Source organism: Actinokineospora alba, assembly GCF_004362515.1.
GTDB lineage: Bacteria > Actinomycetota > Actinomycetes > Mycobacteriales > Pseudonocardiaceae > Actinokineospora > Actinokineospora alba.
Genome location: NZ_SNXU01000001.1, coordinates 3,702,159 through 3,728,063, shown reverse-complemented (window position 1 = coordinate 3,728,063; position 25,905 = coordinate 3,702,159). Strand labels below are relative to the sequence as shown.

At 70.5% G+C, this 25,905-nt stretch carries 20 protein-coding genes and 1 tRNA gene; 9 read left to right on the top strand and 12 right to left on the bottom strand.

The features are described from left to right. Nucleotides 1-443: 443 nt before the first annotated feature. From C8E96_RS17045 to C8E96_RS17025, 5 genes are all read right to left on the bottom strand, one after another. Nucleotides 444-5,669: a hypothetical protein gene (locus C8E96_RS17045; protein ID WP_091372750.1), complete on the bottom strand. Its 5,226-nt coding sequence runs from the start codon at nt 5,667-5,669 to the stop codon at nt 444-446. 40 nt (nt 5,670-5,709) lie between these two features. Next, complete coding sequence (ettA, locus tag C8E96_RS17040) at nt 5,710-7,386, bottom strand: energy-dependent translational throttle protein EttA (RefSeq protein ID WP_091372752.1); 1,677 nt, start codon at nt 7,384-7,386, stop codon at nt 5,710-5,712. 94 nt (nt 7,387-7,480) lie between these two features. Further along, a complete protein-coding gene (locus C8E96_RS17035; RefSeq protein WP_091372754.1) occupies nt 7,481-7,738 on the bottom strand; it encodes a DUF7218 family protein in 258 nt (85 codons plus the stop codon). Nucleotides 7,739-7,948: 210 nt separating this feature from the next. Further along, nucleotides 7,949-9,958 carry a cytochrome c oxidase assembly protein gene (locus tag C8E96_RS17030; RefSeq protein WP_091372757.1) on the bottom strand — a complete coding sequence of 670 codons (2,010 nt, stop codon included), beginning with the start codon at nt 9,956-9,958 and terminating at the stop codon, nt 7,949-7,951. 74 nt (nt 9,959-10,032) lie between these two features. Then, nucleotides 10,033-11,223 (bottom strand): MFS transporter, encoded by a 1,191-nt coding sequence (locus C8E96_RS17025; protein ID WP_091373006.1) that lies wholly within the window; start codon nt 11,221-11,223, stop codon nt 10,033-10,035. 96 nt (nt 11,224-11,319) lie between these two features. Between C8E96_RS17025 and C8E96_RS17020 the strand changes: the two genes are divergently transcribed. Together C8E96_RS17020 and C8E96_RS17015 are read left to right on the top strand one after the other, a co-directional pair. Continuing rightward, nucleotides 11,320-12,375 (top strand): LacI family DNA-binding transcriptional regulator, encoded by a 1,056-nt coding sequence (locus C8E96_RS17020; RefSeq protein ID WP_091372759.1) that lies wholly within the window; start codon nt 11,320-11,322, stop codon nt 12,373-12,375. Between the two features lie 113 nt (nt 12,376-12,488). After that, nucleotides 12,489-12,561: transfer RNA gene (locus C8E96_RS17015), tRNA-Arg, on the top strand. Nucleotides 12,562-12,916: 355 nt separating this feature from the next. Here C8E96_RS17015 and C8E96_RS34100 read toward each other — a convergent pair. Next, the gene (locus tag C8E96_RS34100) at nt 12,917-13,309 is read right to left on the bottom strand and encodes a hypothetical protein (RefSeq protein ID WP_228769773.1); all 393 of its coding nucleotides are present in this window, start codon (nt 13,307-13,309) and stop codon (nt 12,917-12,919) included. A gap of 222 nt (nt 13,310-13,531) precedes the next feature. Here C8E96_RS34100 and C8E96_RS17005 point away from each other — a divergent pair, with 222 nt between their 5' ends. Further along, on the top strand, nt 13,532-14,269 hold the full coding sequence (locus C8E96_RS17005; protein WP_091373009.1) for a phosphotransferase: 738 nt from the start codon (nt 13,532-13,534) through the stop codon (nt 14,267-14,269). Nucleotides 14,270-14,283: 14 nt separating this feature from the next. Here C8E96_RS17005 and C8E96_RS17000 read toward each other — a convergent pair whose 3' ends face one another. The 3 genes from C8E96_RS17000 to C8E96_RS16990 all read right to left on the bottom strand — a co-directional run bounded on the left by C8E96_RS17000 (nt 14,284) and on the right by C8E96_RS16990 (nt 16,897). After that, entirely contained in the window at nt 14,284-15,402 is a 1,119-nt protein-coding gene (locus C8E96_RS17000) for a response regulator transcription factor (RefSeq protein ID WP_166658030.1), read from the bottom strand. A 739-nt stretch (nt 15,403-16,141) separates the two neighbouring features. Beyond that, a complete protein-coding gene (locus C8E96_RS16995) occupies nt 16,142-16,330 on the bottom strand; it encodes a hypothetical protein (RefSeq protein WP_133794540.1) in 189 nt (62 codons plus the stop codon). A 120-nt stretch (nt 16,331-16,450) separates the two neighbouring features. Further along, nucleotides 16,451-16,897, bottom strand: a complete 447-nt coding sequence (locus C8E96_RS16990) for a hypothetical protein (RefSeq protein ID WP_091372767.1) — start codon at nt 16,895-16,897, stop codon at nt 16,451-16,453. A gap of 202 nt (nt 16,898-17,099) precedes the next feature. Between C8E96_RS16990 and C8E96_RS16985 the strand changes: the two genes are divergently transcribed. Both C8E96_RS16985 and C8E96_RS16980 read left to right on the top strand, forming a co-directional pair. Beyond that, nucleotides 17,100-18,020: a hypothetical protein gene (locus tag C8E96_RS16985; protein ID WP_091372770.1), complete on the top strand. Its 921-nt coding sequence runs from the start codon at nt 17,100-17,102 to the stop codon at nt 18,018-18,020. Between the two features lie 31 nt (nt 18,021-18,051). Further along, the gene (locus C8E96_RS16980; protein WP_133794538.1) at nt 18,052-18,348 is read left to right on the top strand and encodes a hypothetical protein; all 297 of its coding nucleotides are present in this window, start codon (nt 18,052-18,054) and stop codon (nt 18,346-18,348) included. A gap of 10 nt (nt 18,349-18,358) precedes the next feature. On the opposite strand, the gene C8E96_RS16975 is transcribed toward C8E96_RS16980, so the two are convergent. Further along, a complete protein-coding gene (locus C8E96_RS16975; protein WP_091372776.1) occupies nt 18,359-20,647 on the bottom strand; it encodes a helix-turn-helix transcriptional regulator in 2,289 nt (762 codons plus the stop codon). A gap of 159 nt (nt 20,648-20,806) precedes the next feature. On the opposite strand from C8E96_RS16975, the gene C8E96_RS16970 reads away from it, so the two are divergent. Further along, on the top strand, nt 20,807-21,631 hold the full coding sequence (locus C8E96_RS16970) for a poly(ethylene terephthalate) hydrolase family protein (RefSeq protein ID WP_091372778.1): 825 nt from the start codon (nt 20,807-20,809) through the stop codon (nt 21,629-21,631). A gap of 7 nt (nt 21,632-21,638) precedes the next feature. On the opposite strand, the gene C8E96_RS16965 is transcribed toward C8E96_RS16970, so the two are convergent. Both C8E96_RS16965 and C8E96_RS16960 read right to left on the bottom strand, forming a co-directional pair. Further along, complete coding sequence (locus C8E96_RS16965; RefSeq protein WP_091372781.1) at nt 21,639-22,046, bottom strand: YciI family protein; 408 nt, start codon at nt 22,044-22,046, stop codon at nt 21,639-21,641. 36 nt (nt 22,047-22,082) lie between these two features. After that, nucleotides 22,083-23,357 carry an MFS transporter gene (locus tag C8E96_RS16960; RefSeq protein WP_228770302.1) on the bottom strand — a complete coding sequence of 425 codons (1,275 nt, stop codon included), beginning with the start codon at nt 23,355-23,357 and terminating at the stop codon, nt 22,083-22,085. A 77-nt stretch (nt 23,358-23,434) separates the two neighbouring features. Between C8E96_RS16960 and C8E96_RS34095 the strand changes: the two genes are divergently transcribed. The 3 genes from C8E96_RS34095 (at nt 23,435) to C8E96_RS16945 (ending at nt 25,815) form a co-directional block, all read left to right on the top strand. After that, complete coding sequence (locus C8E96_RS34095; RefSeq protein ID WP_091383533.1) at nt 23,435-24,406, top strand: ArsR/SmtB family transcription factor; 972 nt, start codon at nt 23,435-23,437, stop codon at nt 24,404-24,406. Nucleotides 24,407-24,527: 121 nt separating this feature from the next. Further along, the gene (locus C8E96_RS16950) at nt 24,528-24,719 is read left to right on the top strand and encodes a hypothetical protein (protein ID WP_091383532.1); all 192 of its coding nucleotides are present in this window, start codon (nt 24,528-24,530) and stop codon (nt 24,717-24,719) included. Between the two features lie 121 nt (nt 24,720-24,840). Further along, a complete protein-coding gene (locus C8E96_RS16945) occupies nt 24,841-25,815 on the top strand; it encodes an RICIN domain-containing protein (RefSeq protein ID WP_091383531.1) in 975 nt (324 codons plus the stop codon). The last annotated feature ends 90 nt before the right edge of the window (nt 25,816-25,905 follow it).

Below are 25,905 nucleotides of genomic sequence, written 5' to 3'. Positions count from 1 at the left end.
GGTTTCACGGGGTCGGGGTGTCCGGTGTGGACGGGTGGGCCGTTCGGTCGCAGGCCCGGGGGGCTTACCGGTGAGTACAGCGTGACGGCTTGGTCGACGGCTGTCGACTTGTGAAGAGCGCGGGTTGGTGTGGTGCTCGACGATGGCGTGCCCGTTGAGTCGCGGGGGTCACATCCGGGTGGGTGGACGGTCGTGCGCCGAGCGCGGTGACGGCGTGGTTTGTGGGCCGAGTGGCGCATTGGTTGGAACCTGTCCGGCGGGGTGGACGACCCAACCCGAACGCGATGACCGCAGGGTTCGTGGGCCGACCGTTGGAGGGCGTCCCCCGGTGCGGACAGTCGACCCAACCGGAACGCAATCACCGCAGGTTGATGGGCCGGTCCGTGCGTTGGCTGGAGGGCGTCCGCGTCGGTTGTCCGGGTGCGTTCGGGTGGACCTGTCTGTCAGCCGCTGTCGATGTCGGCTGGGGCCCACTCGGATGAGCGGTGCCTGCCGCGGAAGTTGGAGCGGGTGTTGCCCGTCGCGGGTGGGGCGGCGTCTTCTGGGGCGCGGCGGCGGCCGCCCGAGGGTTGCTCCTCGGGTGGGGCGGGGATGTCGTCGACGGCGCGGGCGTCGGCGGCCCAGGTTCCTGACGGGGTCGGCGGGGGCTGGGTGGTCTCCTGGTAGGCGACCATCGCCTCGGCCAGGAGTTCGGCCAGGCCACTGGACGACCGCTCGCGGCGGGCCGTGCGGCGGACCGCGGCGGCCTGGCTGCCGCCGTCGATGGCGGAGAGGCGGCGGGCGCGTTCCTCGTCGGGCTTGCCCGCGGTGCGCCTGGCCCAGGCGGCGGCGGCCGCGGAGCGAGCCGCGCCCGGGATCACGTCGACGGGAGGTGCGGGTTCACGGGCGACGGCGGGTTCTTGGGCGACGGCGGCAGGTTCCCGGGTGGCGGTGTCGCGTTCGCGGACGGCGCCGTCGCGTTCCTGGTCGACGGCGGCGGGTTCCCGGGTGGTGCTGTCGCGTTCCTGGGCGGCGCGCTCGCGGGCGGAGGTTGCCCCTTCGTGGGCAACCGCGGCGGGTTTCCGGGCAGCGGAGTCGTGATCACGGGCGACCGCGGATTCCTCGCCGAAGGTTGCACGCTCGCGGACGACGGCCGGGCGTTCCCCGGTAGCGGAGTCGTGGCCGCGGGCGACGGATTCCTGGCCGAAGGTTTCACGTTCGCGGGCGCCAGCCGCCGCTTCCCGGGCAGCGGAGCCGTGATCACGGGCGACCGCGGATTCCTCGCCGAAGGTTGCACGCTCGCGGACGACGGCCGCGCGTTCCCCGGTAGCGGAGTCGTGGCCGCGGGCGACGGATTCCTGGCCGAAGGTTTCGCGTTCGCGGGCGACGGCCGCCGCTTCCCGGGCAGCGGAGTCGCGATCACGGGCGACCGCGGATTCCTCGCCGAAGGTTGCACGCTCGCGGACGACGGCCGCGCGTTCGCCGGAATCACGCTCGCGGGCGACAGCAGCCGGCTCCTGGCCGAAGGTGTGGTGCTCGCGGGCGCGTTCCTCGGTGGCGGTTGCGGGCGGTTCCGCCTTGGCGGCCGGTTCCCGGACGACAACGGGGCCTGAGCCTTGGGCGGCATCTGATGGCTGCGCCGCCACGGTGGATGCCTTCGCGGCCAAGGTCTCCGCTGGGAGTTCGGTAGCGGATACCGACGATGCATCGGCCTGCTCTGCGGCTCGGCGGGATGCGCGGGACTGCAACTGTCCGGCCGCGGCTGCCGTTGTGCGAGCTGGCTCCGCCGGAGTGCCGGTGGTGTCCGACGAGGCCTGTCGGGCTGATCCCCCGAGGGGCTCTTCGCGCGATCTCCGTCCGGCTGGCTCTGGCGAGCCGGCGTGGGTGGGGGGCTCCGTCGCCTCGGTGGAGCCGCGTGACTCCTGGCGACTGGACACGTCCGACGTGGCGTCCAGCGGCTCCGCTGACGCCCTGCGCGTCAACCGGACGGAAGGTTCCACCCGCCTGCCGGTGGGCGCGGCTGAATCCTCGTGGGCGGCGGAAGAGTGGGAGTCCGACTCAGCCGACGCCCGGCGGGACGCGCGGGACGGCTTCAAGGGGTCCCCCGGTGCGGCGGCGGCTCGCGCGATCGCGGAGTACGCGTCTCCGGCCGGGGTGCTGTCGGCCGCTGCCCGGCGGGCCGCGCGGGACGAGGCGACGACTGCCGACGCGGCGCTTTCCGACCTGCCGGGTGGGGCGGTGGACTGGGCGGCTCCGGAGTCGGGGACGTCGAAGACACCGCTCGAACGGGATGCCTCGGTGTATCGGGCGGCGTCCTCGGAGCCGCCGTCGACTGTGGAACCGGGCCGGCCAGGCGACCCGGTCGGTGTCACGGGCGCGGCGGCGGGCGTCGCTACTCCGGCAGGCGCAGGGGGCGCAGCGGCGGGAGGGGCGGTGTCGGGAAGGGCTGCGGGAGACGTAACAGGGTCTCGGGTAACCGGCGCGGTCTGCGGGGCGTCGGCCACGGCCGGGCCGGTTGGGTGATCCGCAGCCGCGCGCTGGGTCTGGGGCGCGGTGCGCGGTCCGGTGGCGGAACCGTGCGGATCTGCGTCGGCGCCACGGTCACCGCCTCGGGTCTCGATAACCGACGCGGTGGCGTCGGCGGGCGGAAAGGGGGCGACCACCGACTCCGGCTGCGTCAGCGGGGTTCCGCCCGCCAGGCCGACACCGCGAAGCGCGGAGAAACCGAGCCATTCGCTGGAGACCGCGGTGGCGCGTTCCTCATCCGATTCCACGTCCGCGAGACCCGTGTCCGCTTCAGGGAAGCGTGGTGGTTCGGCCCGCGTGGTCTCCCCCGCCCGGTCGAGACCGGGAACCACGGCGGCTGCGGACTGCTCGGTCTCGGGAGCCTGCTGTCTCGAACGCCGGGACCCACCGGGCGTCCCCTGCGTTGCCGAGCCATCGTGGCTGGTCGGGTCGGCGACACGTTCGCGGCTCCGCCTGCCAGGACGGTCCTCGACAACGGAACTGTCAGTGGAAGTCGGCTCGGCAGGTGCCGCGCGTCTGTGCGGCAGCGCGCCCGACTGAGCCGCCTCGGCGTCCACGGCGGGCGCCGCCAGTGCGCTGAGGCGGGCGAGCATGTCGGCGGTCGACGGCGGGGGCTCGACGTCGGGGGCGGGCTCCGGCGCAGGCACCTCGTCGGGCGTCGGGGACGGAGCGGGGGTGGGCTCGACAGGCAGGGGCGGGCGCTCGGGCGGAGTCGGGATGTTCGGGCCCTCGGGCGGCTCCGGCACGTTGTCCGGCTCGGGCACCGGCGGGGTCGTCGCCGAGTCGTCGTAGGACATCGACGCGTACGGGTCTTCGTCCGGGGCGCGACGGCGGCCGCCACCGCCGCGCGGCTCGATGCCGAACCGGCTCAGCAGCGCCTGGGCGTCGGAAACCGGAGCGGTCGCCACTTCCTCGGCCTCCACCACGCCGCGGTCTCGGCGGCTGGGGCTGTCCGTCGCGGCGGGCTTGGCTTCCGCGTCGGCCACCAGGTCAGCCGAAGCGGAGCCTGCCGACGGGCCGGCGGTGGCTTCCTCGACACGGCTCTGGTCGGTGGCTGCGGCGGTGTCCTCCGGGTCCGCGGCGCGGCGCCTGCGCCGAGGCAGCGGCGCGTCCGCGGCGGTGGGCTCGCTGAGCTGCTCTCGCATACCCGAACGGGCGGCCTCCAGGAGAGCGCTCACACCCTGCGGCTCATCCGCCACCTCGGGGACCGGGGTCGCGGCAGGTTCGGACACAGGGGGCGCCTTCGGCTCGGCTGCCGGTGATTCGGCCGCCGAGGGGGTGGCAGTGGGCGTGGCCTGATCAGGAGCCGGGTCCGGGCCTGCCGCGGGAGTGTCCGCGAACGATCGGCCGCCGAACTCACCGAACGCGAAGTCGACCAAGGCGAAATCGGGGAACCCGAGATCGGGGAGGCCGAAGTCCGGGAACTCGGTCTCGGGCTTGCTGGGCGGCGGGTCCGGATGGTCGAGGTCCGCGCGCGCGGAAGCGAGTCGGGGCGATCCCGGGCGTTCGAAGTCGGGGTGCTCGGAGTCGGCTCCGCTGGATATCGGGTGGCTGGTCTCCGCGACGTCCGGGTTCGACGGCTCCGTGCGTGGGGCGAAGGGGCGCGAGAGCGCGTCCCTGGCCGCGTCGAGGAGCGCGTCCACCCCGTCTCGGGGGCTGTCGCCCGCCGCGGGCTGTGTGGCCACACCGGTTCGGATGGCGAGGTCGCGCCCTTGGTCGTCGACGAGCCAGGCGGATTCGATGGCCCTGTCGCGGATGGTCGCGGCGAGGTGCTCGGCTTCGGCGTGGGTGGTCTGGGGCAGCAGGACGGCGAACTCCCCCAGGTCGGTGCGGAGCAGTTCGGCCTTGTCCGGCGCCAGGTCGCGGACGTGGGACGCCAGCGCGTTGAGGGCGACGTCGCCGCCGACGGGCACCGGCGGTTCGGCGGGCTCGATGGCGGGGGCCGTCCCGACGGGGGCCACGCTGACCAGCGTCAACGCGAACGTGCCGCCCCTGGTGGTCCGCGACGGCTTGTCCTCGGCGGGCTGGCGGCGGGCGGCCTGTTCGGGGAGGTTCACCGGCTGCGGCCGGGTGGGCGCGCCGGACCGGACGATGGTGCGCAGCTGCGACACGACGCGCTCGGGGCGCTGTTCGAGACCGAACTCCGTGCTGAGCCGGTGGCGGGCCAGGTCGACCGCGCGCATGTGCCGGTATTCGGCGGCGCGCGCGGAGCGCAAGGCGTGCAGGGCCTCGGTGGGGTGGTCGGCCTGTTCGTCGGCGTGCGCGAGGAACGTCCACGCGTCGGCCAGCAGGGAGTCGAGACCGTGGCGGTCCGCGGTGTAGACGACATCGCAGAGCAAGGTCCGGCCGACGTCGGTGCGGCCCGCTGGGATGTGGACCCGGGTGGCCAGCGCCAGCCGCAGACGCCCGATGGCGGGTGCGGCAGCGGCGCGTACCGGTTCGGACAGGACTGGCTCGGCCGCTTGGACGGCCTCATCCAGATGACCTTCGTCGAGCAGCGCGCACACCAGCTCGAGGGTGAGCCTGGCCCGCACCCGGCCGCCCTCGGCGGTCGGGTCGTGCAGCTTGGCGAGCATGGCCAGACCGGCGCGGGCGGTGTCCGCGGCGGCCTCCGTGTCGCCGTGGCGGCGGTGGTAGGACGCCGAGCGCACCCCGAGCAGGGCGCCCTCGACCCGGCGGGCGTCCTGGGAGAGCCCGTCGTCGGACGCGAGCAGCCGCTCCGCCTCGGCGAGCGCGTCCTCCAGGTCGTCCCTGCCGCCGACGTGCGCGGCGCAGGTGACGAACTGGCCCAAGGCGACCGCGCGCGTGGCGGGCTTGGCCGACTTGGTCTGCAGCACCGGCCGCAGAACCTCGCAGCCGGTCAGCGGCTCGCCAAGGGCGCGCGCGCACGCCGCGATGGCGACCCGAAGGCGGGCGGACCGTTCGATCTGGCCGCCCGCCGTCGCGGCGCGCAGTGCCGCCAAGGCCGGTTCCACGGCCTCGGCGTGCCGTCCGAGGGTGACGAGTGACGGGGCGAGCAACGAGTGCGCGCGCGTCCTGACCGCCTGGTCCGCGTCGGCCTTGAGGGCCCGCATCGCGAACTGGACAGTCAGCTCTGGCACGCTCCACCGCAGCCGGTCGGCCACCTCGACGAGTGCGTCGCACTCGACTGAGCCGCCGTCCACGGGTAACTCGTTCCAAGCCGCCACGTTGCCGGTCCTCCGTCTAGTCCCGGGTCAGTTTGCGGTAAGTCACCCGGTGCGGTCGAGCGGCGTCGGCACCCATCCGTTCGATCTTGTTCTTCTCGTAGCCCTCGAAGTTGCCCTCGAACCAGAACCACTTGGAGGGATCTTCGTCGGTTCCCTCCCAGGCCAGGATGTGCGTGCACGTCCGGTCAAGGAACCACCGGTCGTGGGAGATGACCACAGCGCAGCCCGGGAATTGTTCGAGCGCGTTTTCCAGCGAACCAAGGGTTTCGACGTCAAGGTCGTTTGTCGGTTCGTCGAGCAGGATCAGGTTTCCACCCTGCTTGAGGGTCAGCGCCAGGTTGAGCCGGTTGCGCTCACCACCGGACAGCACACCCGCGGGCTTCTGCTGGTCGGGGCCCTTGAAGCCGAACGCGCTGACGTACGCGCGCGACGGCATCTCGACCTGGCCGACCTTGAGGTAGTCGAGCCCACCGGAGACGGTCTCGAAAACCGTCTTCTTCGGGTCGATGTTCGACCGGTTCTGGTCGACGTAGGACAGCAGCACCGTCTCGCCGACCTTGACCTCGCCCGCGTCCGGCTTCTCCAGGCCGACGATGGTCTTGAACAGCGTGGTCTTGCCGACGCCGTTGGGCCCGATCACGCCGATGATGCCGTTGCGCGGCAGGTCGAAGGACAGGCCGTCGATCAGGACCCGGTCGTCGAAGCCCTTCTTGAGCTTGTTCACCTCGACGACGATGTTGCCCAGGCGCGGGCCCGGCGGGATCTGGATCTCCTCGAAGTCGAGCTTGCGCGTCTTCTCCGCTTCGGCCGCCATCTCCTCGTAGCGGTCGAGGCGGGAACGGGACTTCGTCTGGCGGGCCTTGGCGTTGGACCGGACCCAGGCCAGCTCGTCCTTGAGCCGCTTCTGCAGCTTCTGGTCCTTCTTGCCCTGCACCGCGAGCCGCTCGGCCTTCTTCTCCAGGTAGGTGGAGTAGTTGCCTTCGTACGGGTAGGTGCGGCCGCGGTCGATCTCGAGGATCCACTCGGCGAGGTTGTCGAGGAAGTACCGGTCGTGTGTGACGGCCAGGACGGCGCCCGGGTACTGCGCGAGGTGCTGTTCGAGCCACAGCACGCTCTCGGCGTCGAGGTGGTTGGTGGGTTCGTCGAGCAGCAGGAGGTCGGGCTTGGACAGCAGCAGCTTGCACAGGGCGACCCGGCGGCGCTCACCACCGGAGAGCACCGTGACGTCGGCGTCCGGCGGCGGGCAGCGCAGCGCGTCCATGGCCTGCTCGAGCTGGGAGTCGAGGTCCCACGCGTCGGCGTGGTCGAGCTCCTCCTGGAGCTTGCCCATCTCCTCCATCAGCTCGTCGGAGTACTCGGTCGCCATGAGTTCGGCGATCTCGTTGAACCGGTCGAGCTTGCCCTTGATCTCGCCCACGGCCTCCTGGACGTTGCCCAGGACAGTCTTCTCCTCGTTGAGCGGCGGCTCCTGCTGCAGGACGCCCACCGAGTAGCCGGGCGAGAGGAAAGCCTCGCCGTTGTTCGGCTGATCGAGGCCCGCCATGATCTTCAAAACGGTGGACTTACCAGCACCGTTCGGACCGACAACGCCAATCTTGGCGCCGGGCAGGAAGTTGAGGGTGACGTCATCAAGGATGACCTTGTCCCCGTGCGCCTTGCGCACCTTCTTCATGGTGTAGATGAACTCGGCCATGCTCGCGATCGTAGAGCGGTCGCCTCCGGCGCCTGAGCGCGGTCGCCCCGTTACCCACCGGACGGGACTTTCGACAGCGGCCCGCGAACGCCTATCAGTGGTTCCGCAGGGCCTTGACCAGCTCATCCTTCGACATCGACGAGCGCCCATCGATTCCGACCTCGCTCGCGCGCTTGCGCAGGTCGTCGACAGACCAATCCTCGTAAGACTTCGACTTCCCGCCGCGGGACGCGACCTTGGACTTGCCTTCCTTGGCGGAGGCGTTGGCGATGCGGGCGGCCTTCTCCTTGGACTCGCCGTCGTCGCGCAGCTCGCGGTAGAGCTTCTCGTTCTTGATGCTCGGGTTCGGCATGTCCGTACTCCTTCCATGAGCAGTCCAAGGAGTGCCCGGAGCCCGGTTTGGGCAAACACGACCACGATCCGCTCCCTTCGCCGCGGGCTGTCCCGATCAACGTTTCCGGATTCGGGTGGCGCAGGCCAGAGGCGGTGCGGGAGTTGTGGACGGCTTCGTGGGTCTGTGGATGGCGGGTGCTTGATCGAGAGGAAATGTCGGACCTCGGTGCTAGGGCTTCGGGTCCGCCATCTGCTTGAGCATCGCGTTGTACGCGTCGAGGTCGTCGCTGTCACCGCTGTCGACGCGGCGGTCGGTGCGCCGGGCCTCCCGGTCGTCGGCGCGGGCCCACTGCACGAGCAGGGCGATCAGCACGAGCAGCAGCGGGATTTCCCCGGACGCCCAGGCGATGCCGCCGCCGAGGCGCTGGTCGGCGAGCAGGTCGGTGTTCCACGGCAGCGCGAGGGACCGGTAGAACTGTTGGCCCACCACGGTTTGCATGCTCATCAGGATCACGCCGAAGAAGGCGTGGAAGGGCATCGAGGCGAACACCAGGCCGAGCCGGGCCAGATACGGCAGCTTGCGCGGCGACGGGTCGACCCCGAGGACCGGCCAGTAGAAGATGTAGCCGACCAGCAGGAAGTGGGCGTTCATCAGCAGATGCGCCCAGTGCTCGGGCACGGCGGAGTCGAACAGGCCGGACAGGTAGAGGCCGTAGAACGACCCGACGAACAGGACGAGCGCGACCACGGGATTCGTCAGCGCGCGCGAGACCGGCGAGTGCACGAACGCCAGGACCCATTCGCGCATACCGGGAGGCGCGCCTTTGCCCGCGGGTTTGATCGCGCGAAGAGCCAGCGTCATCGGGCCGCCGAGAACCAACAGGACCGGCGCCAACATGCTCAGCATCATGTGGGTCTGCATGTGGATGCTGAACATGGCGGGCGAGTACTTGCCGAAGCCGGACGAGGTCGCGAAGAGGATGACGAAGCAGCCCGCGAGCCAGGCGATCGTTCGGCCGACCGGCCACGCGATGTCCTGGCGGCGCAGGCGGAACACGCCCCGCAGGTAGAGCGCGGCCATGACGATCGCGAGGGTGCCGAAGATCAGGTCGAAGCGGACGTCGAAGATCAGGCGCATCGCCGTGGGGGCGGCGTCGATCGGGTAGCCGAGTTGCAGTTCGACCCGACCGGGCTCGACGTACGCGGTCCGTGGTGGCGGTGTGCGGGCCAAGCCCGCGGCGATGCCGAAGGTGACCAGCATGATCAGCACTTCGGTGGCGGCCAGCCGAAGCAGTGCCGCGCCGGTGCCACGCTCGACTATCCCCTTCACGCCGCGTTCGCGCTGCAGGTAGCCGAAGACGCCCAGGACGAGCAGGGCGACGATCTTGGCCACGACAAGCAGGCCGTAGGACGTGCTGAACAGGTCGCTCAGGGGCAGCCTGACCAGGGCGTTGACCACACCGGACCCGGCCATGACGATCCAGCACACCAGCGCGATCCGGGAGAACCGGGATGCGGCGAGTCCCAGGTGGTCGTGGCCGCGGCGGCCGTGCGCGAGCAGCGCGACCAGGCCGCCGACCCAGAGAGCCGCGGCGAGCAGGTGCAGCAGCAGGCTGTTGGTGGCCAGGTCGTGCTGGCCGCCGCTCGACGAGTGGCCGGTGACCGCGACGGGGACGATGCCCGCGAGCGCGAGGCCGAACAGGACCGTGGTCCAGCCCCAGGTCAGGACGATGCGGGTGCCGACGAGGACGAGCAGCGCGATGGCGGCGGTCAGCAGCCACGCCTTCGCCTGGGAGAGCGTCCCGATGAGGGTGATCAGGATGTCGGCGGGAAGGACGTCTCCGATGGGCCTGCCGACCGCGTCGGCGGCGGTGAAGGGGGCGGACAGGAGCGCGCCGACGAACCACGCTGCGGAACCCCACCCGGCCATCCGCAGCGCGGCGTACCCGCCGACGTCGAGGGCGCCGGTGTCGCGGGGCGGGACCAGGAAAGCGGCGAAGAGCAGCGAGCCGACGGTGACGACGGCGCCGATCTCGGACAGGACGCGCACGACGGTCAGGCCGTGCTGGGTGAACGCGTCCGGCGAGGGCAGGCCGAGGATGACGTACCGGTTGCCCCCGGCCAGGACGACGAGCGCGGCCGCGACGACAGCGGCCAACAGGCCGCCGACGATGAGGAGGGGCGCGATGCCCGCCGCGCGACGGGGGGCGTTGGTTTCCGGGGGGCTGGCCTGGGACACGTGGAACAGCCTAGTAGGCGGTCGGGCGGGTCTGGTTGCGGCGGAATTACCAGTGATCCCAGCAGGCGGGGTGATCAGTCCCGCACGGACACCAACCGCCGTTCCCGCCTGCCCGCCGCTGCCGCCGCGAGGGCCGCTGGGGCGATCAGGGCGGCCACCACGCCCGCCAACGACAGCGCGACCGCCAGGTCCGTGACGTGCGCGATCCCGCCGATCAGCGGCGGTCCGGCGAGGAAGCCGCTGTAGGCGATCGTGGTGACGAAGCCGATCTCCCGCTCCCCGCCTGTCCCGTCGGCACGGCGGCCCGCGTCGCCCGCCAGGCTCAGGGCGATGGGGAAGGCGTAGGCGAGGCCGACTCCGGCGAGGGCGAAACCGGCGAAGATCGCGAACGTCGTGTGGACCGTCGTGGCCAGCAGCAGGCCGCCGCCCGCGATCAGCGCGCCGCCGACGAGGAGGCGCTCGGGGCCGAAGCGTCGTTCGGCGCGCTCGCCGAGGAGGCGGGTGATGGCCATGGCGACCGAGAAGGTGCCGTAGACGAATGCCGCGGACGCTTCGTGCATCCCTCGGTATTCCACGGCGAACAGGGCTGACCAGTCGGCGCTGGCGCCCTCGGCGACCGCGGAGCACAGGGCGACCGCGGCGAGCAGCCAGAGGACCGGACGGCGGATCGGGGTTCGCGCGGCGGCCGCCGGGGCGACGTCGGGGATGAGCTCTACGGGAACCGCGCGCGCCACGGCGAGCAGGGTCACGGTGACGATGACGGCGACTACCGCCAGGTGCGGCAGGGGTGGCCAGGCCGCGAAGGCGGCGAGGGCGGCGCCCGCCGCGCCGAGGAGGCCGCCGAAGCTGAACGCGGCGTGGAAGATCGGCATCAGGGGACGGTCGGTTCGCCGGACGACGGTGACGGCGGCGATGTTCATGGCCACATCGAGCGTGCCGACGCTGGCGCCGAGCAGGACCAGGGTCAGGCCGAGCAGCGCGATGGTCGGGCTCAGGCCCAGCAGGGGCAGGACCACGCAGGCCGCCACGCCGGAGCCTGCCACCAACACCCTTGCGCCGTAGCGGGCGGCGAGCCGACCGGTCAGGGACGCGGCGAAGATCATGCCGATACTGGCCCCGACCAGGGCCAGGCCGAGCGTGCCCTCGGCCGCGCCGACCTGGGTCGCCAGGGCCGGCACCCGGGAGGCCCATGACCCGAAAATCACGCCGTTAAGCGCGAATACGACAAGCACGGCGTTGATGTCCGCCCGGTCTCCCACCAGCATGCCCACTCCCCTCCCGGATACCCACCACGCTAACTGAAGCGCTTCAGTGATCGCCATCGAATTTGGGTCCGGGGAGACGCGGATTACTCTGGGCGTGTGAAACAGGACCGGGTCAGGCGACCGACCCTGGACACCGTGGCCCAGGAGGTCGGCGTGTCCCGGGCGACGGTGTCGAACGCCTACAACCGTCCTGACCAGCTTTCCGCCGCCCTGCGCGAGCGGATCATCGTGACCGCGAACCAGCTCGGCTACTCCGGCCCGGACCCCGTCGCGCGCAGCCTCGCGACCCGGCGCGGCGGCGCCGTGGCGGTGCTGCTCGGCGGCGGGCTGTCGGCGGCGTTCTCGGACCCGGCGCTGTCGATCGTGCTCGACAGCATGGCGTCCACCCTGGACAGCGAGCGCAGCCTGCTGCTGATGCCCGGCACCGGCGCGGGACCGACCCCGGACAGCGTCGCTCGGGCGCACGCCGACATCGCCGTGGCCTACTCCCTGCCCGACGACTCCCCCGCGCTGGCCCAGGTCGCCGCGCGCGGGCTGCCGCTGGTGGTGATCGACCAGCCAGTGGTGGCGGGATCAGCCCGGGTCGACACCGCGGACGAGGCAGGCGCGACCATGGCCGCCCAACACGTGCGGGCCCTGGGGCACCGCCGAGTCGCGATCCTGAGCTTCGCGCTGGGCGCCGACGGCTCACAGGGACCCGCGTCACCCGAACGACTACGCGACGCGCGCTTCCGGGTGACCCGCGACCGGGTGAGGGGCGCGCTGGCCGGTCTCGAGGAGACGGACGTGCCCATCTGGGAGGCCCCCGGCTGCAGACGCGACCACGGCCGCGAAGGCGCCCGATGGCTGCTCGGGCTCGACCCGAGACCGACCGCGCTGCTCTGCCTGTCCGACGAACTGGCACTCGGCGCGATCCGGGCGGCACAGGATCTCGGTCTCCGGGTACCGGAAGATGTTTCGATCGTCGGCTTCGACGACACCCCGGCCGCGCAGTGGGCGGATCCGCCGCTGACGACAGTCCGACAGGACCTCGCCGAGAAGGGCCGCATGGCCGCTGAGCTGGCACTTAGCCTGCTCGACGGCACGAGACCCGGACCGCCGACGACCCTGCCGGTGACCCTGGTCGAACGGGCGTCGACAGCCGCCATGTGACCCGTCAGCGTCTTCTTCGTCACTCGACTGGTGAGAACCGGAAACGGTCGAGCCGTTCCGAACGATCAGATCAATCGAGACGGTTACCCTGCTCCGGCAGGGTCACCGTCTACGCCCCTGTAGCTCAGCGGATAGAGCAGGAGCCTTCTAAGCTCTTGGCCGCAGGTTCGAGTCCTGCCGGGGGCACTACAACGACGGGACCAGGCTCCACGCAGCTGGAGCCTTCACTGAAACACTGGGCCGCAGGTTCGAATCCTGCCGGAAACGCTTGACTGATCAAGCGTCCCCACAGGTCAGCCACATTTCGCAGCCGGTCTGGGTCCAGGTCCATAGTTGGCGGTCAGGGTTGCGGCGTACTCGTCCGGCACCGTCCGGCTCGCGAAGGTCAGCGGAAGATAGGACTCCAACGCGCCTGACACCTCCAGGAAGGGCCCGAACCGCGCGCGCCATTCCTTCCGTGCGGCTGCATTCGGGAAACCCCGGAAAATGGCAACTTCGGGATCCCTTTCACCCCAGCACCCCCATCTTCCGGAAGATCCGGTCACAGCGATGACGTTCGCCGAGATCGCGATCGACCCCATGATGTCGCCGTCCGGCTCGTAACCGATCGCGGCCAATAGTCGTCCACGTCAGCCTCGACGGACAACGACATCGCCGGGTACATCCGATACTCCGGGAGATAGAACGCATCGCAATCCGGCTCAAGAACCAGCAATTCGACGCAGGGGTCGCCATGCAACCGGGCCATCGCGCGGAGTGCCGGCCAGAACTCCGGGGTGAGGACCACATCGAACCCACAGAACAGCGAGTCCCCGGCATCCTCCTTGAAGACCTGGTCGGGCAACCTGGCGCCAAGGTCGAAGGCGGATGCGCTACGGGAGCGAACATCCAGGTAGCCGTTGCGATCTATCACGATCGAATCCGCCTCCGCCATCAGTCTCACCCAGTCTGATCTTGATGTCGGACGTCTCTGACCCTGGATTCTAAGGGCCGGCCGTCCCCTCGGGCTGTTGGCTTTGCCCCCGACGCATGTCCGCTAATCGGTGATCGAACTCGGCGCCCGCGCGGGGAGCTTGCCGGACACACCTCGACCACAGAACAAGTGCCGTGATAATCCCGGCGACATCGGCGGGTGATCACCGCGACAATGGCCGACATGGAGGAGGTCAAGGTCGTCGTCGCCCATCATGAGTGTGCGACTCTGCGGGTGGGTGATGTGTTCCTGAAGATCGACGCCCATCAGACACGTACCGACGTCGAGGTCGAGGCGATGGCCTTGGCGCCGGTCCCGACGCCGGAAATCTTGTGGCGGAAGCCGCCCGTGCTCGCGCTCGCCGCGCTTCCAGGCGCCGCGCTCGGTCGCCTCGGTGAGCCGTCGACCGCCTCGTCGGCGGCGTGGGTTGCGGCGGGTGCCGCGGTGCGGATGCTGCACGACGCGCCGTTGCCGCCATGGCCTGGGCGCGGGCTCGACGAGATCACGGCGCATCTCGACGGTGAGTGCGAGTGGATCATCGCCAATGACGTCCTTCCCGCCGACCTGGTCACGCGCAACCGCCAGGTCGCCGAGGCCGCGCTCCGGCCGTGGACACCGGTGTTCACGCACGGCGACCTTCAGGTCAGCCACGTGTTCGCCGACGGCGACGAGATCACCGGCGTGATCGACTGGACGGAGGCGGCCCAAGGCGACGCCCTGCGCGACCTCGCCACCTTGACCCTCGGACACCAGGAACACCTCGGCGACGTCGTCGCGGGCTACGGCAAGGACGTCGACCTCGACGTGATCCGTGCGTGGTGGTCGCTGCGCAGCCTGCTGGGTATCCGCTGGCTCATCGACCACGGCTTCGACCCGTCCGCACCAGGCGGCGAGGTCGACGTGTTGAGATCACAGCTGTAAGGCCACCGCGCCGGTCACGGCGAACCGCGGTGCGGGTCCGCGGAGTTGAGGAGCCGGTCAGCGTGGCTGTAGCCGATCCGCGGGCCCGCGGTGGCCGGCCGGGGTGGCTGGTAGTAGTAGCCGATCCCGCGAGCCGTCACGATCGCGTCGGGGCCTATGCCGTGCGCGGCGAGCTTGCCGCGCAGCGTGGCGATGAAGACGGTGATGGTTCGCTTCCGAGCGGCTTCCGGCCCGATCTCGCCCCATACCTGCGCCGCGATCGTCGCGACCGTCACCGGAGCGCCCGCCGAGCGGACAAGTACCGCCAGCAACTGGAACTCGCGTTCGGACAGGTCCACGACGTTGCCCGCCACGAGTACGTCCCGGGCGGCGAACGCCAACCGCAAGACGCCGTCGTCGTATATCTGCGCTGAGGGCTTGGCTCGCTGTCGGATGATGTTGCGTATCCGGGCGACGAGTTCATCGAGGTGGTAGGGCTTGACGAGGTAGTCGTGCGCGCCGTTGTCGAAGCCGAGGACTCGGTCGACGGTTTCGCCGCGTGCTGTCGCGATGATCACGGGAACCTCGCTGACGTCGCGGAGCCTGCGCAGGAGGCTGATGCCGTCGACGTCCGGCAAGCCGAGATCCAGCACGATGACGTCCAGGCTCCGCACCATCGCCTCACGTAGGCCCGCACTGCCGGTGCCCGCCCACGCGACGTCGAGGCCGCGGCGCCGCAGCGCCGGGGCCAGGGCGCCTGCCACGCGTTCGTCGTCCTCGATCAGGAGCACTCTTCCCCGCACCGGATCACCCGGCGCCTGCTGGGCGACCGCCTCGCCGTGGCGTCGCACCTCGATCGCTGTCGCCGCCGCGCCCTGGCTGACCAGCAGGGCCAGCGCCGGTTCACGACACCCCTGGCACACCCGCTGTTCGGTGCCGTCCACCGACACCACATACACCGCGGCACGCTGACAGGCCTGTCCGAACAGCTCCGTCTCGCACCGCGCGATGGCGGGCTCGGCTTGGCGCTGCCGGTCGCGACGGGATTGCGAGCGGCACTTGTTCGAGCAGGTCTTCCGAGGCCGACCTGTCGTGCTCAGCCGCGGCATCGGACCACCGCATACCTGGCAGGTGCCGCCCCCTGGCGTCGTCACCGCAGAGCTCCTCCGATTTGCCGACACAAAACGCGTTTCGTGTCGCACCAAGCTATCCGTCGAGGGATTGGGCTTGGCTTGCGCTGAACCGTGGTGTTTCCTGGGAGAGGGTCCAGCCGCCATGCGGCGGCCGGACCCCGGTATCACGACCGCTTACGCCTGGTAGCTCCGGCGATCGTGGCACCAACCCCGAGGAGCGCCCTTACCACTGTGGTGAGGGCGTCCTCCCCATTCAACAGAGCCGCCACGCCCTCCAGCAGCTGAAGGACGACACGGCCACCCGACCAGAGCACGGGTGACCACGAGCGGCACCGCCGCACCCTCCGGCGACGCGCGATGCGGAGCCGACGAGCACGCACCGTTCGGCGCAAAGGAACGACCATTTCCGCGACCTCCTTCCGACAGCGGACGCGACTATCGCGAGCTGTCGCGACGAGCCCCGAAGTAGCGAGCGCTGCACGGAAACCGCTGGAAACGGCCACTTCCCCGGCACCGGAGGTGTGGTGAACCCACCGTCTCGCACCGGCGTCGATCCACGCAAGATCACCGGAACAACATCAAGACGCGGCGAACGTCGATGAACAACCGCGAGGTCCAGCCAGGCATGGCGCGCCTCCCGCACACCGAAATCGTCGGTGCGGGCACTCGGCGCGTGGCGGGGATGGTCGAGGACAGAGAAGGCGATCGGAATGTCGCCCAGTTCGTGTGGCACTACGAGTAAATGTCGGCGTTGGGGCCTTCACTCTCCACTGACGCGCCGTCGCGTGAAGTAGAGGATCGCGCCGCCGACCGTGAAGCAGATGGCGGCCACGATCACGCCCTCGCCGACTTCGTCGCCGCGACCGTTGCCCAGCACCCAGGGGATCATGACGACGGCACCGCACCCGATGCCCACCACCGCCCAGCCGAACCACCGCAACCAGGACATCCGGTCAGGGTAAGCCTCGGGCAGCGTGAACGCCGGTACACGAGACAACGGCTCGTGGTCGGGTGACGCGAACAGGTCCGGGCCCACCCTCGATGAGGATGGGCCCGGACCAGCTTGCACCTAGAGCCGGACGCTGGACCACGCCCGGCAGGTGCGCTCCAGGACCCGCGGGTTGGTCTCAGACCACTCCCCCAGACAGAGCTGCCCCTCGACGATGATGTTGTCGGGGAACTGGGTCACCGTGCCGGTCTGACCGGGGCCGGAGGCTCCGGTGGTGTTCCAGTAGGTCCACGACACCCCGGTCCGGGGATTGCGCAGCCGCAGCACCAGTGAGTGGTCGTCAGCCTCCTGGTCGTCGACGTTGATCCGGTTGCCGGAGTCCCAGTAACAGGCCTGGCCGATGTTGTTGCCGCCCGGCCGCTCCCACAGCCAGCGCTTGGTGTACCCGCCGTCGCCGCAGTACGGTCCGCCCGTCGCCGACGCGGGCGCTGCGAACAGCACGGAGCCCAGGGTCGTGGCGACCGCGAGCAGTGCCGCGGTGGTGAGTCGCTTTCCAGTTGACCTCATGTCAACTCTCCTTTCGTTTGGCCCCAGTGAGAGCTGAGCGTCACCACCGCCGTTCCGGCACCCTCGGTCGCGTAAGACCGCGGTAAGAACTCCGCTCCGGATCAGTCCGAAAAGGACCCGACGCGACCTCCCGTAATACCTCCGTAAGGAACTGCCGGAACGCACCTTCCGTCGTAATGCCAACGACGAGCGAGGAGGCGACGTGACCTATCCACAGCTGCCGTACCCCGATGACAGGCCGCCCTATGGACCGACCATCCAGTACGGCGGGGACTTCCCCCCGCCGTCGCCGAAGAAGTCCGGCCCGGTGATCGCGGCACTCGCGGCGGGCGTGACCGTGCTCGGTCTAGGAGTAACCGGATTCATCGCGCCCGGCTTCCTGGTGAGCGAACAGACCCCGACCGCGCCGCCGACCACCGTCACCACAACCTCCACCAAGCCCAGCGACGACCCGAAGGACTTCCTGAAGACGTTGGTGAGCGCCCTGGACACCCGCGACGCCACCGCGCTGACCGACCTGGCATGCGAACTGAAGCGCCCCTCCGTGAGCACGGTCATCGACAACGCCTCAGCGATCAATCAGGTCACCTTGCTGGACACCAAGAAGATCAGCGCCCGCAGGGCCACCGCGATCGTCTCGATCACCACCGACGTGCGGCGGGCGAAGGTCGAGCTGACGGTCACCCGCAAAGACGACACCTGGTGCTGGAGCGACGCCCGGCCCGCCGAGCGCACCCGGCCGACCACCAGCCGACCGACACCCACGACGACGACTACCCCGGATTCCCCTACGGCAGGCGGAAAGCCGGTCGCACCGGAGGCACTCGCCGTCATGCAGAAGTTCCTCGACAGCGTCAACGCGGGCGACGCGGCCACCGCGAAGAGCCTGCTCTGCACCGATGCCATCGCCACCCCGCAAAAGGTCGACGAACTGGTCGGCTACCAGCCCAACCTGAAGATCGACACGGGGATGGACGGCATCAGCAGCGGCAAGGAATCCGTCCAGCTCTACCTGTCCGGCACCGCGAAGGGGCAGCGCTTGAACGGCCACGCCGCCAACCTCTGGGCGACCAGCTACAACAGCCCTTGGTGCATCCACGCGTTCCGCGCCGTGGTCGTCTGACGATGAGTCGCACAAGAAGGGACCACGACTGGTGAAGCAGGGAAACGGAAGTTCGCGTCGCCGGGTGCTGTTCGTCGCGCTGCCAGGTCAGGCGGACCCCGATGGGCTGGGCGTCGGGGAGGGAACGGACGACGACGCCGGGACGTGGGTGCTGGTCGACGGTGCTCTCGGCGGTGCCACCGGTGGCGATCACGGCGAGCCAGTCGACGACGTCCTGGGTCTGTTCGACGACCGGTCGGGTCCCCGGTGGCAACCGGCCGATCCCGATGGTTCCGATTCGGCGGTCGAGGACGAGACCGCGTTCGCCGATCTCGGCGAATCGGAGTGACCTGAGCCGGTCACGACCGGCGGGCGGTGAACCACGACGCGATCTGGGCGCGGTTGTGGAAATCCAGCTTCGTGAGGATGTTCCGGACGTGGGTGTCGACGGTGCGGGGCGCGATGACCAGCTTCAGGCCGATCGCCCGGTTCGTCATGCCCGCCGCGACGAGTCCGGCGATCTCCACTTCGCGCGGGCTCAGCGGGGTGTCCTCGGCGTCGGCGGGCGCGGCGTCGGCGTTCAGCGCGTACACCCGTCCCCGCACGTCGCTTTTGGCCCTGCCCGCGGCGAACGCCCGGTCGAACCGGGCCTGGCCGAGTGCCTCAACGGTGCTCCTGAGGTGCCTGCGGTGCGGCAGCGACACGGCCACCTCCGCGGTGGCGCCGTTCGCGTGCCAGAGCCGCGCGGCGACACCGAACAGGGTCGCGGCGCGCACGTGGTCGCCCTGCCGGTCGGCGATCCACGCCAGGGTCTCGGTGACGTAGGCGGCGCCCACCTGGTTGTGCAGCGGCTCGGTCGCGGCCAGCGCCTCGTGTCCGGCCTTGGCCGCGACGTCGACGTCGCCGAACTCGACCTCGACGAACGCGATGGCGTGGTAGCACATCGACCGGTAGTAGAACTCCTCGCACGACTCGGTCAGCGTGGTCATCCGGTCCAACACCGCGCGGGCGTCGGCCACGTCGGGGCTCGCGTAGGCCGTGGCGATGGCCAGGACGAACAGCGGGTGCAGTTCGCGGCGGACATCGCCCTGCGCGCGGAACGCCGCGACCGCCGTGGCGGCCAGCTCCGGTGTCGCCGGGTCGAAGGTCATCAACCCGGCCAGGCTCCTGACATGCGCGACGTGCGCGAGCGCCACCGCGCGCGGGCCCTCGGGGAGCGCGCCGGACAGCTGGTGGGCCTCGGCGAGCCGGTCGAGCGCGCGGGCGGGGTCGGAGTGCAGCAGGGCGAACAGCGCGCTGCCCGCCAGGGCCCGCGGGCGGTCGGGGTGATCCGCGGGCAGCGCGGCCATGGCCCGGTCCAGCCAGGTGCGCGCCTCGATGTTGGACCCGCACACGGTCCAGTACTCGGTCGTGTCGACCACCATCCACACAGCGGCGGCGGCCTCGCCGGGCTCGCGCACCGACCAGTCCAGCGCGGCGCGCAGGTTCGCCTGGTCCGCGCGGAGCCGCTTGGTCCACTCGACCTGGGCTGGGCTGGTCCATTCGGCGCCCGCCCGCGCGACGAGCCGGGCGCACCAGTCACGGTGTCGCCGCTGGGTCCGGTGCCGGTCGCCCGCCGCGTCCAGCCGCTCCTGGCCGTACTGGCGCAGCGTCTCCAGCAGGCGGTAGCGCCCGACCCCCTCCTGGTCCTCGCGGACCAGCACGGACTTGTCCACCAGGCTGTCCACGAGACCCAGCACCAGGTCCCGCTCGATCGCGGGGTCCGTGCCGCCGACGCAGACCTGCTCGGCGGCGTCGAGGTCAAACGATCCGACGAACACCGACGCCCGCGCCCACAGAGCCCGCTCCGCCGGGGAGCACAGGTCGAAGCTCCAGTCGATCGCCGCGCGCAGCGTGGACTGGCGCTTCGACGCGCCGCGCGAACCGGTATCGAGCAGCGCGAGGTCGCCGGTGAGCCGGTCGGCGATCTGCCCCGGCGACAGCGACCGGACCCTGGCCGCCGCCAGTTCGATCGCCAGCGGCAGGCCGTCCAGCCGCCCGCACAGCCGCACGACGTCCGCGCTGTTGGCGGGGGTGAGGGTGAACGCGGGCCACGCCGCGGTGGCCCGCTCCACGAACAACCGGACCCCGTCGTAGGAGGTCAGGGCGTCGCCGGAGAGGTCGCCCGCCTCGGGCGGGAGGGGCAGCGGGGCCAGTGGGACCGTCTGCTCGCCCGGCACGCCGAGGCTCTGCCTGCTGGTCGCCAGCACGGTCACGCCAGGGCAGTGCTCCAGGACCCTGGCGACGAACTCGGCGCACCTGTCCACCACGTGCTCGCAGTTGTCCAGCAGCAACAGGGTGACGCTGTCGCGCAGGTTGTCCAGCACGGTGTCCATGATCGGGCGACCGCCCGCGTCGCCGAGGCCGAGGCGCGCCGCGACCAGGTTGGGCAGCAGGCCGGGGTCGTCGAGTTCGGCGAGGCCGACGAACACCCGGTGGTCGAACCGGTCGGCCGTCTCCCGCATGACCCGGGTGGCCAGCCTGGTCTTGCCCACCCCGCCGGGGCCGGTCACCGTCACCAGGCGACCGGTCGACAACCTGCGGAGGAGGTCGGCGCTCTCCTGCCGCCGCCCGACGTAACTGGTCAGCTCAGCCGACTCCGTGCCCATCGCCGGACTCACACCTCGCACGCTCGCGCCGAATTCCACCCACCAACAACGGGCCGAGTACACAGACAATACGCGATTTCACCTATATCCGAACGCGGCGAGGCGCGGCCAGACTTCGGGCCGACCCGCCACGCAGCATCCGCACAAGGGAGTGCCCCCATGAGGAAACGACTGATCGCCATCGGGTTTGTCGCGGCCATCGCCGCCGCCGTGCCCGTGGTGGGCCAGGCCATGGCGGCTGAGTGCCCGCCCGCTCCCTCGGACTGGGCGGCACCCGGCCCATACCCGGTCACCGTCGAAGCGGGCGGGAACGCGCACACCCTGTACCGGCCCACCCAACTCGGCGGCTGCGGCACCCACGCCGTGATCATCTGGGGCAACGGGACCGGTGCGACACCGACGTCCTACGACGCGCTGCTGCGGCACTTCGCCTCGCACGGGTTCATCGTGGCCGCGGCGAACACCAAACAGTCCGGCTCTGGCCGCGAGATGCTGGCGGGCCTGGACTACCTGGCGACCCGGAACACCACCCCCGGCGACGCCTACGCGGGCAAGGTCGACCTGACCAAGGTCGCCGCGACGGGCCACTCCCAGGGCGGCGGCGGCGCCATCGCGGCAGGCGCCGATCCCCGCGTGGACACCACCGTGCCCATCGAACCCGGCCCCCAAGGCAACGTCGCGGCCCTGCACGGTCCCACGTTCTTCCTCGCGGGCCAGCTCGACTGGATCGTCTCCCCACAGCTGCTCGTCTACCCGCGCTACCAGAAGGCGACCCACATCCCGGCGGTCTACGGCGAACTGGCGGGCGCCGGCCACTTCACCGCGGCCCGCGACGGCGGCGGTTTCCGCGGCCCCATCACCGCGTGGTTCCGGGCTCAGCTGCTCGGCGACGACCGGGCTCGGGCCGAGTTCTCCGGCCCGAGCTGCGGATACTGCGCCTCCCGAATCTGGTCCCGCTTCGAGCGAAACGCACTGGCCCGCTGACCCGTGGTCACTCCGTGATGGTCGGGGACACGCCGTAGAACGGACGCAGCTCCAACCACTCATGGATCGGCTTGCCACCGGCACCCGGAGCCGCGGACAGCTCACCCGCCAGCTCGATCGCCCGCTCGTAGGTCTCGACGTCGATCACCATCCACCCGGCGATCAAGTCCTTCGTCTCCGCGAACGGGCCATCGGTCACCGGCGGGCGACCCTCGCCGTCGTAACGGACGAACGTGCCCTCCGGGGCAAGCGCCTGACCATCGACGTACTCACCGGTGCCCTCCAGCTTGGCGGCGAAGTCATGCATGTACTGCATGTGTGCGGAAACCTCGTCCGGCGTCCACTGGTCCATCGGCACGTTGTTGACCGGTGCGGGCGCGCCACGGTAGTGCTTGAGAAGCAGGTACTTGGCCATGATGTTCTCCTTCGCGGTACAGCCATTGTGGCCGTTTCACTCAGGGGACGGAGCCGCGCTCGGGTTCTCGACATCCCACCGCGAAGTTTTTCCGGCGAACTTCACGGGCTGTCCCGGACTCGAATCGGCGTTGCTCCGGATCGTGCACAGCAGCACCGTGGCCAAGCCGAGCACACCCGCGGCGACGACCACCACGTGCGGTGTCACGAATTCGGCGGCGGCACCCGCCGCGGCGAAACCCAGTCCCTGACTGATCATCAGTCCGGCCAGAGTAATGGTCAGTGTCCGCCCGCGCAGGTGCTCCGGGGTGGCGTCGATGACCCGCTGGTCCAAGCCCATCGCATAGGTGAAGCCGAATCCGCAGAGGAACAACAGCAGTGTCGCCAGGGCGGCACCTGGGCGGATGGCGAACGCCAGCAGAGGGAGGAACATCAGCGTGGCGATCGGCGCCACCATCCGGACTCTGGTCGCGGCGGGCAGGAAGGCGCCGGCGAGCAGTTCGCCGAGGACCGAGCCCGCGGGGGCGGCGCACAGCAGGAGCCCGACGACCGCCGGACCACTGCCCAGGTCGTCGGCGTAGGACACCGCCAGCGCCTCGGGGGCGACGGCGAACGCGGGCGGGAGCCAGGTCAGGAGCAGTAGCGGGCGCAACCCCGGCACCCCCATGACCTGCTTGAGTCCCACCAGCGACGCCTTGGCGATCGAGTCCTCGGCGTCGGCTGTGCGCGCCTGCCTGCGTTCGGTGCCGAACCGCAGGAGAACCGCGGCGGCTCCGCAACCGGTGGTGGCGAACAAAAGTGACACCGTCGGCGAGAGCACAACCAGCAGGACGCCGCCGACGGCGAACCCGATCAGCTGCGTGCTCTGGGAAACCAGTCGCAGCAACGACCGTGCCAGCGCGTAGCCCGCACCGGTCACCACGTCCGGCAAGGTGGCCGCCCGGGCACCCTGGAACACCGGCGCCACCGTGCCGAGGACGAGCAGGAGCAGGAACAGCAGCGCGATCGGCAGGCCGGGGACGGCCATCGTGGCGACCACGCCACAGCTGACCGCCTGGCACGCCACGAGCACGTCCCGCGGTGGACGCCGATCCGCGAGCGCCGACAGCAGGGTCGCGCCGAGCAGGTACGGGGCGAAGCCGAGCGCGAAGGTCAGCGCCGAGAGCAGCGGGGATCCCGTTCGCTGGTACACCACGACGGAGAGGGTGAGCTGCGCGACCACGGTGCCCAGCGTCGCGATGACCTGGGCGGTGAAGATGGCGCGGAACTCGGGGATGGCCAGGACGCGGCGGTACGTCATCCGTGAAGTCACCCGATAAGGATCTGGAGCGCCCTGTCGCCGCTCAATGGATTCGGGGATAGTCGAATCGACGTCCAGCGGGAGGTGCCATGGCGATGGAACTGGTGGTGGGCACCGACGACCTCCTGCGCTGTCGCTTCGCGTTGTCTCCGCTGTGGGAGACGCTCGCGGCGGTCCGCACCCTGACCGACGTGCGTCGCCAGCCCTACCACCTGCCGTGGCTGCGCAAGGTCGACGGCCTCGTCGACGCCGACTACCTCGCCCCGCTGCTCGCGCTGCTCCCCCGCAAGGGGTACACCCCGGATTTCCTCACCCCGCCACCACAAGGACCGCTGGTCGAGTTCCACACGGAACTCGCTCAGCTGGCGGCCACGGACACCGACCAGGTCGCCATCGAGCTCGACCGGTGCCTGCGCGGACCGCGGCCGGTGTCGCCGGAACTCGCGGCGAGACTGTCCGCCGATCCCGGCAAAACCCTGGCGGAGATCACGGCGATCGTGCGCACCTGCTGGGAACGGCTGATCAAGCCGCACTGGCCGCTGGTTCGGGACCGGCTCGAAGCGGACATCGCGGTGCGTGCCCGGCACCTGGCCGACGGCGGTCTGAGCAAGGTGCTCGCGGACCTGAACCCGCAGGTCCGGTGGACCGACAACGCGGTGCGCGTCGCCACCGCGTATCCGCTGCGCCGTGAGCTGACCGGTCAAGGCCTGCTGCTCATGCCCAGCGTGTTCATCTGGCCGGTGGTGACCGTCGTGGTCGAGCCGCCGTGGCAACCCACGCTGATCTACCCGGCCCGCGGGGTCGCGGAGGTGTGGCAAGCCCGGCCCCAGCGGTCCGCGCACGCGTTGGGCAGGCTCATCGGGCGCACTCGGGCGCGAATCCTGGTCACACTCGACGCTCCGGCCTCGACCGGAGCTCTCGCGCGCACCCACGGGGTCAGCCCGGCGACCGTGTCCGATCACCTGGCGGCGCTGCGTGATGCGGGCTTGGTCACCAGCCGCCGGGTCGGACGGGTGGTCCTCTACGAACGCACGGCACTCGGGGTGACGCTGACGGGTTGATCAGGCCCACGCTGGACTGGTCGGGTGACGCCGTCGGTCGGGGTGATATCGACCGGTGCGCCCACGCGAACTGAAGTGGCCGTGGCGATCGCCGCGGGACTCGGCGTGGGTGGAGGCAGCGATGGGCAAGCCGATTGTGATCATGGAGAAGGACGGGCCGTCGGGGCGTCGCTGGATCGGGCTGATCGTGTTGGTGGGCCTGCTGGTCTGGTGCTTCGAGTCGCCCGCGGACGCGGCGGCGGCCGTGCGGGTGGCGTGGGGGTGGTTCACCGGGGCCGTCCAGGCGATCGTGACGTTCGTACGAACTCTGTAGGTACGCCGATCGAGTGAATCGCCAGGATTCCTGGCTTCCGGTGATATCCGGCGCAGTCGCCACCCGAATCGGAGTCACGCGGCGCCGAACCCGGCGCGGCGGGATCCGGGAGGAACACAGCATGAGGCGACTCATCTTGAAGATCGGGCTGGTTTCGGCGGCCGTGGTGGGCTCGGTGTTGACCGGCGCCGCACCGAGTTCGGCCGCCGTGCCGCCGTTCACCGACAGCACCACGTGGGCCTACCTGAGCAACCCCGCGAGCGGCATGGTCGTCGACGTGGCCGGGCAGAGCCGGGCGGAGCGGGCGTCGATCTGGACGTGGCCGTTCCACGGTGACCTCAACCAGCACTGGGAGGTCAAGAGTGTGCCCAACACGCCGTATTACACGATCGCGGCGACGCACAGCCGGATGTGTCTGGACGTCCGGTGGGGCAACTGGAACAACGGCACCGAGGTGTGGCAGTGGCCATGCCACGGCGGCGACCCGCAGCTGTGGAAGCCCGAGACGTTTGCCGTCGACCAGTTCGGCTATTCGACGTTTCGGTTGCGCAACAAGGGAAGCCAGCGCTGCCTGGAGGTTCCCGGTGGGGTCGCCCCGCAGGGCGCGGTGCTGCGGATCTGGGACTGCCACGGCGGGCGCAACCAGGAATGGCGGCAGGGCAACTTCCTGAGCAACCCGACCCGCGGGCACGTCGCCGACATCCGGGACGGGAACACCGCCTCCGGTGCGCAGGCATGGATGTGGCCCTTCCACGGCGGCGCGAACCAGGAGGTGTACGCCCCCTACGCGAGCGGCTTCGGCGCGCAGGCGCGCCGGTTCAGCTTCCTGCACTCCGGCAAATGCCTTGGCGTGCAAGGACGAAGCCCGCAGAACGGCGCCCTCGTCGTGCAGTTGCCCTGCGACCTCGCCGACACCAACCAGGTGTGGCTGCAGGAACGGGTGCTCACCGACAAGTGGGGTCACCCGATCAACCGCTACCGCAACAAGTTGACCGGCAAGTGCCTCGACATCTGGGTCCACGACGCCCCGGTGGGTGCCCGGCTGCTGCAGTGGGACTGCCACACCGGCTGGAACCAGCAGTGGCGGATCGGCTGACACCACAGTGATTCGGGCGGGGGCGCGCGACCGAAACGCCGGCGCGCGTCCCCGCGACCTTCTGATCAACAGGCACGACGGGGAACGAGG

Bases quoted from the DNA above. Each gene is read 5' to 3' on its own strand.
- C8E96_RS17005 (WP_091373009.1), top strand. From the start codon at position 13,532: ATGGAGGAGGTCAAGGTCGTCGTCGCCCATCATGAGTGTGCGACTCTG.
- C8E96_RS34095 (WP_091383533.1), top strand. From the start codon at position 23,435: ATGGCGATGGAACTGGTGGTGGGCACCGACGACCTCCTGCGCTGTCGC.
- C8E96_RS34100 (WP_228769773.1), bottom strand. From the start codon at position 13,309: ATGGCGGAGGCGGATTCGATCGTGATAGATCGCAACGGCTACCTGGAT.
- C8E96_RS16975 (WP_091372776.1), bottom strand. From the start codon at position 20,647: ATGGGCACGGAGTCGGCTGAGCTGACCAGTTACGTCGGGCGGCGGCAG.
- C8E96_RS16990 (WP_091372767.1), bottom strand. From the start codon at position 16,897: ATGAGGTCAACTGGAAAGCGACTCACCACCGCGGCACTGCTCGCGGTC.
- ettA (WP_091372752.1), bottom strand. From the start codon at position 7,386: ATGGCCGAGTTCATCTACACCATGAAGAAGGTGCGCAAGGCGCACGGG.
- C8E96_RS16970 (WP_091372778.1), top strand. From the start codon at position 20,807: ATGAGGAAACGACTGATCGCCATCGGGTTTGTCGCGGCCATCGCCGCC.
- C8E96_RS16995 (WP_133794540.1), bottom strand. From the start codon at position 16,330: ATGTCCTGGTTGCGGTGGTTCGGCTGGGCGGTGGTGGGCATCGGGTGC.
- C8E96_RS16965 (WP_091372781.1), bottom strand. From the start codon at position 22,046: ATGGCCAAGTACCTGCTTCTCAAGCACTACCGTGGCGCGCCCGCACCG.
- C8E96_RS17035 (WP_091372754.1), bottom strand. From the start codon at position 7,738: ATGCCGAACCCGAGCATCAAGAACGAGAAGCTCTACCGCGAGCTGCGC.
- C8E96_RS17025 (WP_091373006.1), bottom strand. From the start codon at position 11,223: ATGCTGGTGGGAGACCGGGCGGACATCAACGCCGTGCTTGTCGTATTC.
- C8E96_RS16945 (WP_091383531.1), top strand. From the start codon at position 24,841: ATGAGGCGACTCATCTTGAAGATCGGGCTGGTTTCGGCGGCCGTGGTG.
- C8E96_RS16950 (WP_091383532.1), top strand. From the start codon at position 24,528: ATGGGCAAGCCGATTGTGATCATGGAGAAGGACGGGCCGTCGGGGCGT.